The following is a 14,187-nucleotide window of genomic DNA, read 5'->3' as shown; positions in this document are numbered from 1 at the left end:
GCGATGATTCCCCGGTCACTTTCCGGCGAGCGCCTTGCCCGCCGTGTAAGCCGCGTCCAGGGCCTTGCCGTGCAGTTCGGCGGCCAGCGGGCGCAGCGGCTCCAGTTGCGGGTTGGTCGCGGCGAGGGTCAGTTCGCGTTCGATGACCGTCAGGTCGGCGCCCCACATGTCGGCGAGGACGCGCCGCAGGTAGGGGGTGGAGTGGTCCCAGCCCTCGCGCGGGGTGCCGGGGCCGTAGCCGCCGCCCTTGGTGGTGACGAGGACGGTCGGGACGTCCTTCAGCACGGGATCGGTCGGCCCGGCGGCGGTGATCACCAGGTCCGTCCAGGTCTTGAAGTGCTGGGACACGCCGTAGTTGTACAGCGGGACGGCCAGGACGACGGCGTCGGCGCCCTTCAGCTCGTCCGCCAGCGAGGCGGCCAGGGCGAGGGCCTCGCGCTGGGCGGGGGTGCGGTCGGCCTCGGGCGTGGCGGCGCCGACGGTGGCGTCGGCCCAGGCCTCGGCCGGGAGCGGCGCGGTGCCGAGATGACGGCGGACGACGGTCTCGCCGGGATGGGCCTCGATCCAGCGGTCCGACACGATGTCGGCGATCTCGGCGCCGGCGGACGTGGCGGGGAAGATGCTCGCGTCCAGACGGAACAGGGTCATGGTCGTCTCCTTCGGAGGGGGTCGGAGCGTTCACCGTGTTAAGCGGACTTTACCCCGCTTACATTCCCGGCGGTAGGTTGGAGGGGTGGATGGTCCTCTGGTGTCCTTCGGCCGTCCGCGCGGCGAGCGCGCCGACGCGGCGCGCAATCGCGAACGGTTGCTGCAGGTCGCGCGGGAGATGATCGCCGAGGACGGCACCGACCGCGTGACGATGGACGGCCTCGCCGAACGCGCCGGACTCGGAAAGGGAACCGTGTTCCGCCGGTTCGGCTCCCGCGCGGGAATCTTCGTCGCCCTGCTGGACGACGACGAACGCGCCCTCCAGCAACGCGTCCTCAGCGGCCCGCCGCCGCTCGGGCCGGGCGCCGACCCCGTCCAGCGGCTGGTCGCCTTCGGCCGGGAGCGGATCGCGTTCCTGTTCGACCACCACGCGGTCGCGCGCGCGGCGCTGGACACCGGGCAGCCCGTCCCGGCCCGCGACCGCACGCTCTCCGGCCTCCACATCCACATGCTGCTGCGCGAGGCCCGCCGGGCCGGACGGCTCGACGCCGCCGACCTCGACAGCCTCGCGCTCCAGCTCACGGCCGCCCTCGAAGGCCCCCTGCTGCTCTACGTCACCACCGCCGAGCCGGGCCGCGGCGCCGCGAGGACGCCCGAACCGCTCGCCGAAAGCTGGCAGATGCTCGTCGAACGGGTCTGCTCGCCCGCCGCCTCGACGACGCGATAACGCAGACACGTCACACCCCTGACGCTTGGACGACGCGGTAACCCAGATGCGTCACGCCCCCGGCGCCCGGACGACGCAGTGACGCAGACACGTCACGCCCTGACGCCCGGACGACGCGGTAACGCAGACACGTCATACCCCTGGCGCCCGGACGACGGGGTAACGCAGATGCGTCACGCCCTCGCTCTCGCGCACGACGGGCGTGCCGAGTCGCACGGGGGCGTCGGCGAGGTCTCCGATGAGTCGCGTCCCGCCGCCGAGCAGCACCGGGACGAGATCGACGCGAATCTCGTCCAGCAGCCCCGCGTCGAGCGCCTGCCGCGCCATCTCCCCCGCCGCCACGCCGACGGCGCGATCCCCAGCGACCGCCCGCGCCCGCCGCACGGCGCTCTCCAGCCCGTCGGTGACGAAGGTCAGCGGCGCGTCCGGATGCGCCCAGTCGTCCGGGGCCTTGTGGGTCACGACGAAGATGGGGACCCCGAACGGATGACTGCCGTCCCACCCGCCCGTCAGATCGAACAGCCGCCGTCCCACCACCAGCGCGCCGAACTCCGCGAGTTGTCCGCGGACGTGCTCGGCGCTGGCGGCCGTCAACCGGAACGACCACCGCGGATCGGCGGACGGAACCTCGATGTCACCGTTGTTGTGCCAGGCGAACAGCAGCTCGAACCCGCTTTCGGCTGGCCCGGCGATGTAGCCGTCCAGCGACATCGACGCCGACGTCACGACAGAGGCCATGTCCACTCCCAAGGTCCGGGACGCGCTCAGCGTCCGAACGGAAGACCGTCCGCGCCCGCCGAAATCATCGGCCCGGAACGCCGGGCTCTCGGAACGCCGTCGATGACCAGCGCGCGCCCGCCAGTGAAGACCACCGGCGGGCACGGCCGCAGCGCCGCCGGCGCAGGACACCCCGCACGTGCCAGCCCGGGCCGCCAGCGCGGGACGCCGCGCGAAGGGGCACGCGCGAAGGGGCTGGATGCCGTGCGGAGGGGCTGGACGCCGCGCAGAAGCGCAGGACGCCGCGCAGAAGGGCGAGGCGCCGCGCGGAGGGGGTGTCAGATGCCGCCGCCGGGGCCGTTGATGCGGGCGGGGCCGCGGAAGACCTGGCGGGTGTGCCAGTCGATGTTGCGGCGGTCGGGCGGGGGGAAGCCCGCGGCGGGCGCGACGGCGCGGCGGCCGGTCAGGGCGAGGACCTGGTCGCGGGCGGTGTCGGTCAGCCCGACGAAGTGCCGCGACACCATGATCGTCCCGCTCTGGCCCAGACCGAGGACGCCCTTGTCGAACAACCGCTGGTGCAGCGTGCACAGGCACAGCGAGTTCTCCAGCGCGTCGTGCCCGTCGAACGCGGCCCAGCGCAGCCGCACCCTTTCCAGGCCGACGACGGTGTTGCCCATCCAGCCCTCGAACCCGCAGAACGCGCACCGGCAGTCGTAGGCGACGAGCACCTTCTGCCGCAGCATCGGGTCGCGGCGGGCGCGCGGCAGGGCACCGTCGACGTAGGGGGCGAGCAGCGCCGCCTCGGCGACCTCGGGCATCAGCCCGACGGCCGCGCAGAGGTCGCCGTGCAGGCTCGGCTCGAAGTTGGTGTCCAGCAGGATCCGGCAGACCTGGACGAACATCCCCGGATCGGCCAGCAGCTCCTTAGCGAACAGCGGCACCAGGCGGCCGACCGCGTCCACATGGCGCAGCAGGGCGGGGTCCGCGCCGGGGCTCGCCCCGCCACCGGGCGTCCCGACCTCCCACAGGCCGTCGCCGGCCAGCGTGTGGAACGGGTAGCCGGGACTCGCGGGCTTGGGCGGCCCGAACTCGATCAGCAGCGCGCCGAGGGGCTCCTCGACGTCGCGGAACCGCAACGGCGCATGGCCCTCGCGCTGGAGACGGCCCAGCGCGAACAGGAGGAGCAGCGCCTTGTTGGGGTCGCGCTCCCCGCCCCGTGTGAACCGCCGCATCCGGGCGACCCGCTCTGGCCAGACCACACTAGGAAGAATATGCGCTCCCGCCTGGGATTACCTCTCCGTCCACGACCACGCTCGGGACCTGGGGTTATCACCCGTCCCACACCGTCAGCCGAACACCCCGCTGCTGATCATGGACAGGATGCCCGGGCCGATCACGATGATGAACAGCGCGGGCAGAATGCACACCACGACCGGGAAGGTGATCTTGACCGACACCTTCTGCGCCCGCTCCTCCGCCGTCTGCCGCCGCTTGATGCGCAGTTCGCTCGCCTGCTCGCGCAGGATGTCGCCGACCGGGATGCCGAGGGCCGCCGCCTGGACGAGCGCCGCCGTGAAGGTCTGCAGCTCGTCCACCGACGTCCGGTCGGCGAGCGACTTCAGTGCCTCCTCGCGGGACGCGCCGAGCCGCATCTCCTGGAGCAGCCGCGCCATCTCGCGGCCGAGCGGCCCCTCGATCGACAGCGCCACCCGGGTCAGCGCGGCGTCGAAGCCGAGGCCCGCCTGGACGCTGATGCCGAGCAGGTCGAGCAGGTCGGGCAGCGACTGGCTGATCTGGTCCTGGCGCTTGATCCCGGCGTTGTAGAGCAGGATGTCGGGCAGGAAGAACCCGAACGCGGCCAGCCCGACGACGAAGACGAACCCGAGCCCCACGCCCGCGCTCAGCCCGAACAGCACGCCGACGAGCGCGCCGCCGACCAGGCCGACGCCCTTGAACGACAGCATCCGGTCGGGCGTCCACGGCTCGGGGTTGCCCGCGACGTCCAGCCGGGCGCGCAGCCGGTCCACCTTGTCGGCGCGGGACAGGCGCAGCGCGAGCCGCGCGAAGACGGGCAGGAACGCCTCGTCCGGCGCGGCCACGTCGGCGGCGCCCGCGACGCGCGGCGCGTAGGACCGTTCGATGGCCTGGACGCCGCCCGCCGCCGTCCGCGCGTTGGAACGGCGTCCGCCGAACGTCCCGAGGACGAGCAGGGCGGCCAGGGCGAGCAGCACCATGCCGAGCAGGAGCAGCATCAGGCGACCACCTTCACCAGTCGGGTCATCCAGACCCACCCGCCGCAGACGAGGCCGATCGCGAGGACCAGCAGGAAGACTCCGAACGGCGTCTTGTACAGCGGTTCCAGGTAGTCCGGACGGATGAGCGCCATGGCGAAGCCCACGACGATCGGCAGCGCGATCAGAACGTATGCGGACATGCGCCCCTCCGCGCTGAGCGCCCGCACGTGCCGCCGCAGATGGGTGCGCTCGCGCATCGTCTGGACGGTCTGCTCGATCACGTCGGCGAGGTTGCCGCCGACCTCCCGCTGGATGCGGATCGCCATGACGACCCAGCGCAGGTCGCGGCAGGACATGCGCTCGGCGACGTCCTCCAGCGCCTCGTCCACCGAGACGCCGAGCCGGGTCTGCGCGACCGCCCGGGAGATCTCGCCGCTCAGCGGGTCGAGTTCCTGCTCGGCGAGCCGGTCCATCGACTGGGCGACGGTGAAGCCCGAGCGCAGCGACCCGGCGATGAGCTGGAGCGCGTCGGGGAGCTGGTCGGCGAACGCGTTGAGGCGCTTGGCGGTCCGCGACGACAGGTACATCCGCGTGCCGAACCAGGCGAGCGCGGCGCCGAGCGGCACCCCGAGCAGGACGTTCCCGGTGATCAGCGCCAGCACGAGCGCGACCAGCAGGCCGAGGCCGACGCGCACGAGCAGCCACTCGTTCGGCTGGAGCGCCAGGCCCGCGCGGCGCAGGTCGCGGGTCATCCGCTCGGCGCGGTCGCCGGTGCCGACGGCCCGTTCGCTCAGCCCGAGCGCGCGGCGCAGGACGGGACTGGACGCGTCGTCGCCGGTCTCGGGCGCGTCGGACGCCCGGTAGCGCTGGATCCGGCCCGCGACGCCGACGTCCGCGCGCTTGGCGAGGACGGTCGGCACGACGAGCACCGCCGCCACGATCGCGAGGAACACGAGGCTCAGCATCGGCAGCAGCAGCGCGCCGGACGTGACGGCGGTCGCGGCGGCCGGGGTGGTGGCCGCCGCCGGGGCGGTCGCGGCCGGACGCGCGGCGATCCGCACCTTTCCGGTCGCGCGCAGCGTCGCCGTCCCGGCCCGCGCCGTCGCGGCGAGGTCCAGGGCCCGGCCCGCGCGCCCGGACGGCAGCCGCACCGTGACCCACATGCTCTGCCGGTAGCTGCCCGCGGCGGTCGCGAAGGCCTGGACGAGGCTGCCGGCGTCGGCGGACTTCAGCAGCCGTCCGCCGGTCGCGCCGGTCAGGACGCGCAGCGCGGCGTCGTCGGCCTCGGCGGTGCGGAACGCCACCGCGTCGAGGGTGACCCGCGCGGCGGTGAGACGGTCGCGGACGGCCCGCAGGGACGTCGCGCTGCCGGTGTCCGCGCCGTCCGACAGCACGACGACGCGCCGGTCGACGCCCGTCAGCACGGCCGCCGCCTCGGCGATGCCGTCGTACAGGTCGGTCTCTCCGGTGGGCCGCAGCGTGCGCATCGCCCGGGCGGGCGCCGCGCGGTCGGTGGTGGGCCGCACCACGACCTGGGCGCCCGGCCGCGTACCGGCGAGGGCGAGCCCGGCCGCGACGTCGCTCGGGAGCCGGTCGAGGAACCGCTGCGCGCCCTGCCGGGCCGCCGCGAGCCCGGCGGCGCCCATCGAGCCGCTGGTGTCCAGGACGATCATGACCGATCGCCCCGGGGCCGTCCCGCCGGGCCGGGCGGCGCCGGGCGGCTCGGCCTGCGCGGACGCGGCCCGGCCGTCGAGCGTCACCCGCAGCGAGGACGGGTCGAGTTCGGCGTCCGGCGGCAGCCCGGCCCCCGCGAACAGGAACCGCGCGCGGTCGCCGGAGATCGTCAGCGCGTCCACGCGCGCGACCGGCGCCGCCGCGTGCGCGCTCACCGGGACGAGCGCGCCGAGCACCGCCAGCAGGCCCGCGAGGAGGAACCGCCGCGTCACCACGGGGACGGCCCGTGGCCGAACACGTCGCCCGGAACGTCGATCCCCCGGTCCCGCAGCCGGTCGAGGAAGCGCGGGCGCAGGCCGGTGGGACGCAGCGCGCCGACCCGTCCCTCGGAGTCCGCGATGCGCGGGTCGAACAGGAACAGGTCCTGGAGGGTGACGACGTCGCCCTCCAGCCCGGTGACCTCGGTGACATGGGTGATGCGCCGCGAGCCGTCCTTGAACCGCGTCTGGTGGACGACGAGATCGATCGCCGAGCCGACCTGTTCCCGGACGACCCGGATCGGCAGCTCCATCCCCGCCATCAGCACCATCGTCTCCACCCGCGACATCGCCTCGCGCGGCGCGTTCGCGTGGACGGTCGTCAGCGAGCCGTCATGGCCGGTGTTCATGGCCTGGAGCATGTCGAGGGCGGCGCCGTCGCGGACCTCCCCGACGATGATCCGGTCCGGCCGCATCCGCAGGCTGTTGCGGACGAGGTCGCGGATCGTGATCTCGCCCCGGTCCTCCACGTTCGGCGGCCGGGCCTCCATGCGCAGGACGTGCTCCTGGCGGAGCTGGAGTTCGGCGGCGTCCTCGATCGTGACGATCCGCTCGTCGGGCGGGATGAACGACGACATGACGTTCAGGGTCGTCGTCTTGCCCGACCCGGTGCCGCCGCTGATCAGGATGTTCATCCGTCCGCGCACGCAGGCGATGAGCAGCTCGGCGACCTGCGCCGTCAGCGTCCCGAACCCGATGAGGTCCTGGATCGTCAGCGGGTCGACGGCGAACTTCCGGATCGTGAGCAGCGCGCCGTCCATCGCGACCGGCGGCACCACCGCGTTGACGCGGCTGCCGTCGGGCAGGCGGGCGTCGACCATCGGGCTGGACTCGTCGATGCGGCGCCCCACCTTCGCGACGATCTTCTCGATCGTCCGGCGCAGGCTGGCCTCGCCCGCGAACGCGCCGCCGACCAGCGTCAGCCGTCCGCCGCGCTCCACGTAGATCTGCCCCGGCCCGTTCACCATGATCTCGGTGACCTCGGGGTCGTTCAGGTAGGGCTCCAGCGGGCCGAGGCCGAGGATCTCGTCGGCGACGTCCTGCTCGACCCGGTCGCGGTCAGCGGCGGTGAGCGGCGTCTCCTCGCGCGCCAGCATCTCCTGGAGCGTGGACCGGACGCGCTGCTCCAGCTCCCCCGGGCTCAGGTCGCTCTCGTGGATGCGCGGGCCGAGCGCGTCGACCAGCGCCTGGTGGACGCGGCGCTTCAGCCCCGCGTACGGGTCCACGGGACGCGACGAACGGCGTCCCGACGTCTGCACGAGCTGGGAGGACACGCCCGCGGCCGGCGGCGCCGTGCCGTCCTGAAGCCGTGCGAGCCGCTCCCCGAGCGTGCTCATGAGCGCGCCCGGGAGCGGCGCCGCATCCGGCGCGGCGGCTCGGGTTCGGCGGCGGCCTGCCCGGCGGCGACCGTGCGGGCGATCAGCCCGTCGATCGCCCGGCTGACCGGGTGTCGCGGATCGCTCATCGTGAGGGGCACCCCCCGGTTGATCGAGACCGGAACGTCGGGATGGTTCGGGATCTCGGCGGCGACGGCCATGCCGACCACCCGGTCGATGTCGGACCGCGAGAGCCCCGCGCGGGCGTCGGCCCGGTTGAGGACGACCGCGCGGGCGTCCCGGGCGTAGCCGAGCGTGTCCAGCATGTCGAGCGTGACCCGCAGCCCCTTCAGCGCGGTGACCTCGGGGCTCGCCACGAGGACGTGCGTGTCGGCGACGTCGAACGCCGCCAGCACCTGCTCGCTGAACTGCGGCGGGCTGTCGACCACGACGACCTCGAACATCTGCCGCAGCACGGCCAGCAGTTCGGTGACGAGCCGTCCGGACACCTTCTCGGCGTCGCCGGGCGCGATGGGCGCGAGGACGCTCTGCAGGCCGGACTCGTGCGGCGTCAGGATCGAGTGCGCGCCGGTGCGGTCCATGTGGCCGACCATCGGGACGGCGTCCACGACCGTCCGCTGCGGGTCGACGCGGAGCATGATGCCGACGTCGCCGAACCCGAGGTCGAGGTCCACCAGACAGACCCGGCGGCCCTGGCGCGCCAGCGCGACGCCGAGATTGGTCGACACCATCGACTTGCCGCAGCCGCCCTTCCCGGCGAACACGACGACGACCTGGCCGGCCGGCGGCTCGGCCGCGACCTGCCGGAACGCGCCGGACTCGGCGGACCGCAGCCGCGAGGAGATCTCCCAGACGCGCTTGCACGCGTCCAGCAGGGCGGGGAAGTCGCGGTCGGGGACGACCTCGCGGACGCCCGCGCGCATCGCCTCGGCCAGCACGTCCACGTCGAGCCGGTCGCGGACGAGCACGACGCCGAGCGCGGGCTGCTCCTCGCGCAGCAGCGCCGTCAGACGCACCGCCGAGCGCAGGTCGACGCCGGGGCCGAGCACGACGACCAGTTCCTGGGGCAGCTCGTCCAGCGCGGCCCGCAGGGCCTTGAGGTCGAGCGCCACGTGGCCGTCCTCGCGGAACGGGGCCGCGAGGCGGCGGGCGGTCTGGTCGTTCGGTTCGCAGATGATGGGCATGGTCTTCGCTCCGTCCGCGCTATCGGAAGAGCCCGAAGCTGGACACGCCGGGGCTGTTCGGATCGAGTTCGGAGGCGTCCGTCTGGAGGCCCAGGTACAGCGCGTTGTCGACCTTGCCGCCCTGGGTGCCCCACACGATCTTCTCGGCCTCCTGCTGGGTGACCGCGAGGGTGACGAGGGTGGTGGCCTCGTCGTCCTTCTTGTCCTTGTTGCCGGACAGTCCCACCGAGAGTACGTCGATGTCGGACATGAGCAGGCGCGCACCGCCAGCCTCGCCGCGCGGGGCGCCCTTGGCGTCGAGCAGCTTGTACGCGGCGAACACCGCGACCTTCGAGCCGGCCTTGACGTACCCCGCGACGCGCTGGGCGTCGCTCAGCGCGATCGTCATGGCCAGCTTGCCCTTGGGGACGGTGAAGTACTGCGACGCGCTCGGCGTCACCAGCAGCGGACGGCGGATCAGCTCGCCCGCCTTCAGCGCGGACGACAGCACCAGGCTCGCCTCGGCGGGACCGACCGAGCGCAGGATGTCGTCCGGGACGGACTGCGCGGGCATCCGGACGGACTTGGCGTAGCCGTCCGCGACGAGCCGGCTGCCGAGAACGCCCGGCGGGATGGCCTTGGTCGCGACCAGGACGTCCACGCCCTGCTTGCCCTCGACCGCGCGCCGGTCGGCGCCCTTCACGTACATCAGCACCAGCGCCGTGCCCAGCACGGCGAGCACGAGTGCCGCCGCGACGGTGACGAAACGACGGTTCAACACTTCCCCCAGGGTGGTGAGCTAGCCGTTTATCCGGCCAGTGAGATGGCAGCGGCACCGAAGTCCTGACCGCCGCTCGTGGGACCGGGCGCCAGGGACCGGGTGAAAAACCCCTGCAGGCACACGGCGAAGGGGTTCAGTCCGCCACAGTTGGGGACCGGCGGAACGCGGACGCCCGACAGTCCGAGGGCCAACGAGGTCAGCCGGATGGGAGCGAAGCCGACCACGTGGTAGCGGTAAACGAGGCCCGACTTCGTCACCGAGTCGAACACCGGAAGATAAACGACCGGGGGGAGTGACAGGGTCAACGCCGAGAGGAGCCACGTGAACCAGGTGTCGACGTTGCAGCCCCCGATCCACTTCCAGACTCCGGCGAGCAGGGAAGTGCCCTCGGCCGCCTCGACCACCGAGTCGAGATCCACCGACGCCTGGCAGGCGGCGTTGGCCCAACGGAGCTGGGCGAGGTGACCGTACTGGCCCACGTCACCCGCCACACCCGAGGGGCAGGCCGTGTTGTCGTTGGTGAGCGTGCGCAGCAGCGACCAGTCCAGGCTCAGGAGCGACTTCGCGGCGGGGTCGGCGTAGACGGTGCCGTTGCTCGTCGCCCAATTCCATAGGCACTTGGAGATCAAGAGCGGAAACGCCTTGGGGATCTTCTGGGGGGAACCCCAACGCGCACGGGCGCAGGCGCCGACCGTGGTGCCCTTCTTCGGTGCGCCGGGGATGAGCTGCGTGATCGTCGGCGGGATCACGGTTCGTCCGTCCTTGTAGACGGTCGACGTGCGGACTTCCACGTAGTTGCCGGACGCGGGCCGGTCGCCCACGCACTTGGTGCGGTTGGTCGCGTCCGGGCCACAGGGGCCGAGCGCACCGGGCGACGGCAGGGTCTTGCGCCCACACGTCACCGTGGCGGCGGCCTTGCCGTCGGACGCGTTGGACTTGGCCTGCTGCCCGATCACAGTCCCGAGATCGGATACCTGGCACAGTGTCGGGTCGGTCGCGCACCGCCGGGCGGCGGCGAGCGCGGCGGCGTCCGCGCCGTTCTGCAGCTCGCCGCGCTCGATGTAAAGACGGCCGAGGTCGACGGCGACCCCGCCGACCCCGATCAGCATGCCGCCGGCCATGAGCACCGCGATGAGCGGGGCCATCGCGCCCCGGTCACCGGGATAGCGGCGCCGACGCCGACGGACGGCGTCCAGCGCGCGGGTCAGTGCCGTGGCCGGGGTCATCACGACGGCTCCGGGACGCAGGGCGTGGCGGCCGACGCGGACAGATCCCGGTCCGCGATCCCCGACCACGCGGGGTTGCCCTTGAAAGCGCAGGTCACGGTCACCTTCATGATCGCTTCGGCGCTCGTGCACTTGTTGGTGAGCGTGAACCGGAGGCCGGTAGGCGAGACCGCTTGGACCGCCGCCTGGGCCGCGTCCTGCGGACTACGACCGGCGCCGACGGCGAGGGCGGCCGCTCGCGCGGCCTGCCCCGCCGCCTCGGAGAGTTCCATCTTCTGGAACACCATCCGGCCGAGGTCGAACGTGCCGAGGATGACGATCAGGAGGATGGGGATGAGCAGGCCGAACTCGACCGCGACCGATCCCCGGTCGCCGTTCTCACGTGCCCGCATGATCCCCGCCTCGCCTCTCGCCGTCACTCCCCGCCGCGACCGATCGCCGCGGTTACGGCGCCACCTTGCCGACCTCGGTGCTGAGCCGGTCGAACATGTCCGACAGGCTTGTGCCGAAGGCGGTGATCGCGGTGACGATCGCCAGCGAGACCAGGCCGACGATCAGGCCGTACTCGACGGCGGTGGCGCCGCGGTCTTCGCGCTCGGTAACGCGGGTCTGGAAGCCGACGATCATCCGAAGCAGCACGTTGTTGATCACTGGGGTCCTCTCGGGTCGCGGAGTTGGCCCGTCCGCCCCCGCCGATCGGTGGGTGGGCCGTCGCTATGAGGCATAACCATCGGATTGTGTGAACGGCGCGTTAACCGGCCTATCGGGCGGAAAAAACTGCCTGAACAGACGACATGTCACCCGAACGGACGACACGGCGTCCCCCGAACTTGTCACCCGGCTACGGCTTCCGAACGCCCTTCGTCGCACGGTGCAACGCCCGGTTGTCGTTTGACTGAGCATCCATCACCCGCATGTACTGTGTGCCGGGAGCGTTGATGCAGGTCACGGGCTGTGACAACAGTCGGAAGTTCGCCGCTTCCTCTGGAGACGGCCACTCGGCGTCGGCTACGGTGCGTCAGCCGGACCCGCTCCCACCGGACCGTCGACCCGCAATCGCCGACTTCGCGTCGGCCGCTCGGTTGGGAGGGCGTATGACGATCCGAGTCGTCGTCGTGGACGGGCACACGCTGTGCCGCCTGGGTCTGGCCCACGTGGTCAGGGCCCACCCCGACATTGAGCTGGCCGGCGAGGCCGACAGCCTCGCCGAGGGCCGCCTCTGGCTGGAGTCCGGCGATCCCACGGTCGTGGTGATCGCGCGGCGCCTCCCCGACGGCGACGGCCTCACGCTGGCCTCCGCCCTGCGCACCGTCCGCCCCGACGTAGGCATCGTCGTGATGGCACCCCGGGACGGCGACGACGCCCTGTTCCGCGCGATGGACCTACGAGCCTCAGCCTTCGTGGACGAGGCCGCCCCGGTAGCCGAACTCCTGGCCGCAATCCGCCACGCCGCAGTAGCCCCCCTGTCCTTCACCGCGTCCGACCTGGTAGGCGCCCTGCGCCGCCGCCGAGGCGGCGACCTGCTCAGCGCCCGCGAACGCGAGGTCCTGGCCCTGCTGACGAACGGCCTCTCCATCGCCGAGATCGCCCGCACGATGCACCTCAGCCACTCGACGGCCAAGACCTACACGGCCCGCCTCTACGAGAAGCTGGGCGCCACGAACCGCGCCCAGGCCCTCATGGCCGCCCTCCGCCAGGGCCTGATCCGCCCCGAAGAGATGCACGCGACCGACCACCCAAAAGCCGCCATGACCGCCCGCTGATCCAACCCCACCCCGACGACCCCCTCACCTGACCCGTTGGAATCACCGGGCACGCGGCCGCCGACCGTCAGTCCCGGATGTCGAAGCGGCAGCGCTCGAAGACGGCGTCGCTCAGGACGACCCGCTGGATGTTCAGGCCCATGAGACGACAGCCAGTGAAGACACAGCGGTCGATTTCGCCGTCGGTGAGACGGGCGTAGGCAAGTCGCCGTCCTCGAAGGTCGCATTCGTCAGCCAAGCGTGTTGGAGGACGGCGTCACTGAGAGAGGTCTCGGTGAACCGACAACCGGTGATGGCCCGGTCGGTGAGCTGGAGGCGGGACCAGTCGGTATCGGTCACCGCGAGACCGTTGGCGTCGCCGAAACCGATGCCTCGTCGGGCCGGCTCAGCTCGTCACCGCCGGACGGCGGCGACCGGACGGAGCCGACTTACGTGCGGCTGATCGCGATCCTGGGCGAGCCGCCGTTTGCCTGGGACTAAGGAACCGAGGGCAGCCTGCCGCCGCCCGCGCTCCTCGATGGCCTCGTCCGCCGACTCTCGCGTCGCGCCATGCCGGCCAGGGATCAAAATTCGGTTAGAACTGTGGACGGAAAGCGCCCCAGTCAACCTTCAAGCAAGCATATCGAGCACGGGGATTTGAGCAATCCCCTAGCTGCGGTACTGGCTCTTTACACGATCCGGCCGGTGGCATTCACGTTTGGTCGATCCAGTCCGCAGTTGCAGCACCGTACGCCCGTGACACGCTTCTCACTTGCATCTACATGGGCGGCATGACTAAGGATGAACGGCGGCCTGGGAGGTCGACAGCATTGGCAATCGTGTTGTCACCATACGCTTCCACGTGCCGTCCTGAACCATCTTCTGCAAAACCGAGTCAACCTTGTGCTTTACACGCGGATCCTTGGCCGGAAGGTAGATGCTGTAGCTCGTTGCCGTCCCGTTGGGCCCTAGCAGCTTGAAGCGACCGGGGTTCTGCTGTGCGTATCCGGCGAGAACGGCATCCTTTCCGAAAGCGCCGACGACCTTGCCGCGGAGTAGGGCGAGAAGGCATTCGCTGATGCTCTTCGTCGGCATCGCTTTGGCCTTGAGACCGGCCGGGATAACGCTACCTGGAAGCACGCAGAGCTTCTTGCCCACAACGTCGCGCGACTGCCGCATCTTCTTGTTGGTGGACAGCACCATAACGTCGTCATGCATGGTCAGATACGGGTCGGACAGAGCGACCCCACCACGCTTCTCCTCCTGAACCGGCGAAGCCGCGATGACGAGTTGAGCCTTGCCGTTGGCCAGTGCGACGGCCCGGTCCGCGCCGGTCACGGGCACGAACGTGATGCCGGCCGCGGGTACGCCGAGCTGCTTGGCGATATACGTCGCAACATCGACGTCGAGCCCCGCATAGGTCTTTTCTCCGACCCGCTGGCCCAGGCCGGGCTGGTCGGGGAGCACTCCGATGGTGAGCTTCTTGGTCTTCTTGGCCGTGTCCACGAGGGACGGCGCTTCTTTGTTTCCTGACCAGAACGCCACTGTCGCGGCGACTACCGCGAGAACGGCCACGGCGAGTACTGCGGTCAAGCGGCGACGGGTCACAGAAGCTCCAGCG

General features: G+C 71.7%; 15 protein-coding genes and 1 pseudogene. 2 read left to right on the top strand and 14 right to left on the bottom strand.

Annotated features, from left to right (window positions below):
- Nucleotides 1-15: 15 nt before the first annotated feature.
- Entirely contained in the window at nucleotides 16-648 is a 633-nt protein-coding gene (locus BTM25_RS07225; protein WP_103561922.1) for an FMN-dependent NADH-azoreductase, read from the bottom strand.
- Nucleotides 649-733: 85 nt separating this feature from the next.
- Between BTM25_RS07225 and BTM25_RS07220 the strand changes: the two genes are divergently transcribed.
- Nucleotides 734-1,375 carry a TetR/AcrR family transcriptional regulator gene (locus tag BTM25_RS07220; RefSeq protein ID WP_103561921.1) on the top strand — a complete coding sequence of 214 codons (642 nt, stop codon included), beginning with the start codon at nucleotides 734-736 and terminating at the stop codon, nucleotides 1,373-1,375.
- Between the two features lie 132 nt (nucleotides 1,376-1,507).
- Here BTM25_RS07220 and BTM25_RS07215 read toward each other — a convergent pair whose 3' ends face one another.
- The 10 genes from BTM25_RS07215 to BTM25_RS07170 all read right to left on the bottom strand — a co-directional run bounded on the left by BTM25_RS07215 (nucleotide 1,508) and on the right by BTM25_RS07170 (nucleotide 11,475).
- Nucleotides 1,508-2,113, bottom strand: a complete 606-nt coding sequence (locus tag BTM25_RS07215; RefSeq protein ID WP_103561920.1) for a dihydrofolate reductase family protein — start codon at nucleotides 2,111-2,113, stop codon at nucleotides 1,508-1,510.
- A gap of 317 nt (nucleotides 2,114-2,430) precedes the next feature.
- Complete coding sequence (locus BTM25_RS07210; protein ID WP_103561919.1) at nucleotides 2,431-3,351, bottom strand: phosphorothioated DNA-binding restriction endonuclease; 921 nt, start codon at nucleotides 3,349-3,351, stop codon at nucleotides 2,431-2,433.
- Nucleotides 3,352-3,438: 87 nt separating this feature from the next.
- Nucleotides 3,439-4,344, bottom strand: a complete 906-nt coding sequence (locus tag BTM25_RS07205; RefSeq protein WP_103561918.1) for a type II secretion system F family protein — start codon at nucleotides 4,342-4,344, stop codon at nucleotides 3,439-3,441.
- Nucleotides 4,344-6,275 carry a type II secretion system F family protein gene (locus BTM25_RS07200; RefSeq protein ID WP_103561917.1) on the bottom strand — a complete coding sequence of 644 codons (1,932 nt, stop codon included), beginning with the start codon at nucleotides 6,273-6,275 and terminating at the stop codon, nucleotides 4,344-4,346. The genes BTM25_RS07205 and BTM25_RS07200 overlap by 1 nt, the downstream gene beginning before the upstream one ends.
- Nucleotides 6,269-7,654, bottom strand: a complete 1,386-nt coding sequence (locus tag BTM25_RS07195) for a CpaF family protein (RefSeq protein WP_103561916.1) — start codon at nucleotides 7,652-7,654, stop codon at nucleotides 6,269-6,271. Before BTM25_RS07195 ends, BTM25_RS07200 begins: the two co-directional genes overlap by 7 nt.
- Nucleotides 7,651-8,838 (bottom strand): AAA family ATPase, encoded by a 1,188-nt coding sequence (locus BTM25_RS07190; protein WP_103561915.1) that lies wholly within the window; start codon nucleotides 8,836-8,838, stop codon nucleotides 7,651-7,653. Before BTM25_RS07190 ends, BTM25_RS07195 begins: the two co-directional genes overlap by 4 nt.
- 19 nt (nucleotides 8,839-8,857) lie before the next feature.
- A complete protein-coding gene (gene cpaB / locus BTM25_RS07185; protein ID WP_168212039.1) occupies nucleotides 8,858-9,598 on the bottom strand; it encodes a Flp pilus assembly protein CpaB in 741 nt (246 codons plus the stop codon).
- Between the two features lie 26 nt (nucleotides 9,599-9,624).
- On the bottom strand, nucleotides 9,625-10,824 hold the full coding sequence (locus BTM25_RS07180; protein ID WP_103561913.1) for a pilus assembly protein TadG-related protein: 1,200 nt from the start codon (nucleotides 10,822-10,824) through the stop codon (nucleotides 9,625-9,627).
- Nucleotides 10,824-11,216: a TadE/TadG family type IV pilus assembly protein gene (locus BTM25_RS07175; protein WP_103561912.1), complete on the bottom strand. Its 393-nt coding sequence runs from the start codon at nucleotides 11,214-11,216 to the stop codon at nucleotides 10,824-10,826. Before BTM25_RS07175 ends, BTM25_RS07180 begins: the two co-directional genes overlap by 1 nt.
- Before the next feature lie 52 nt (nucleotides 11,217-11,268).
- Complete coding sequence (locus BTM25_RS07170; RefSeq protein ID WP_205647982.1) at nucleotides 11,269-11,475, bottom strand: Flp family type IVb pilin; 207 nt, start codon at nucleotides 11,473-11,475, stop codon at nucleotides 11,269-11,271.
- A gap of 443 nt (nucleotides 11,476-11,918) precedes the next feature.
- Here BTM25_RS07170 and BTM25_RS07165 point away from each other — a divergent pair, with 443 nt between their 5' ends.
- Nucleotides 11,919-12,587 carry a response regulator transcription factor gene (locus BTM25_RS07165; protein ID WP_103561911.1) on the top strand — a complete coding sequence of 223 codons (669 nt, stop codon included), beginning with the start codon at nucleotides 11,919-11,921 and terminating at the stop codon, nucleotides 12,585-12,587.
- Nucleotides 12,588-12,654: 67 nt separating this feature from the next.
- Here BTM25_RS07165 and BTM25_RS30890 read toward each other — a convergent pair whose 3' ends face one another.
- The 3 genes and pseudogenes from BTM25_RS30890 to BTM25_RS07155 form a co-directional block, all read right to left on the bottom strand.
- Nucleotides 12,655-12,825 carry a pentapeptide repeat-containing protein gene (locus BTM25_RS30890; protein ID WP_146058992.1) on the bottom strand — a complete coding sequence of 57 codons (171 nt, stop codon included), beginning with the start codon at nucleotides 12,823-12,825 and terminating at the stop codon, nucleotides 12,655-12,657.
- An 11-nt stretch (nucleotides 12,826-12,836) separates the two neighbouring features.
- Nucleotides 12,837-12,926: pseudogene (locus tag BTM25_RS30885) on the bottom strand (hypothetical protein); the annotation flags it as partial.
- A 435-nt stretch (nucleotides 12,927-13,361) separates the two neighbouring features.
- Nucleotides 13,362-14,141: a transporter substrate-binding domain-containing protein gene (locus BTM25_RS07155; RefSeq protein ID WP_168212037.1), complete on the bottom strand. Its 780-nt coding sequence runs from the start codon at nucleotides 14,139-14,141 to the stop codon at nucleotides 13,362-13,364.
- Between the last annotated feature and the right edge of the window lie 46 nt (nucleotides 14,142-14,187).

This window comes from Actinomadura rubteroloni (assembly GCF_002911665.1).
Lineage (GTDB): Bacteria > Actinomycetota > Actinomycetes > Streptosporangiales > Streptosporangiaceae > Spirillospora > Spirillospora rubteroloni.
The sequence above is the reverse complement of the archived record's forward strand: the minus strand, read 5'-3'. Positions and strand labels throughout refer to the sequence as shown.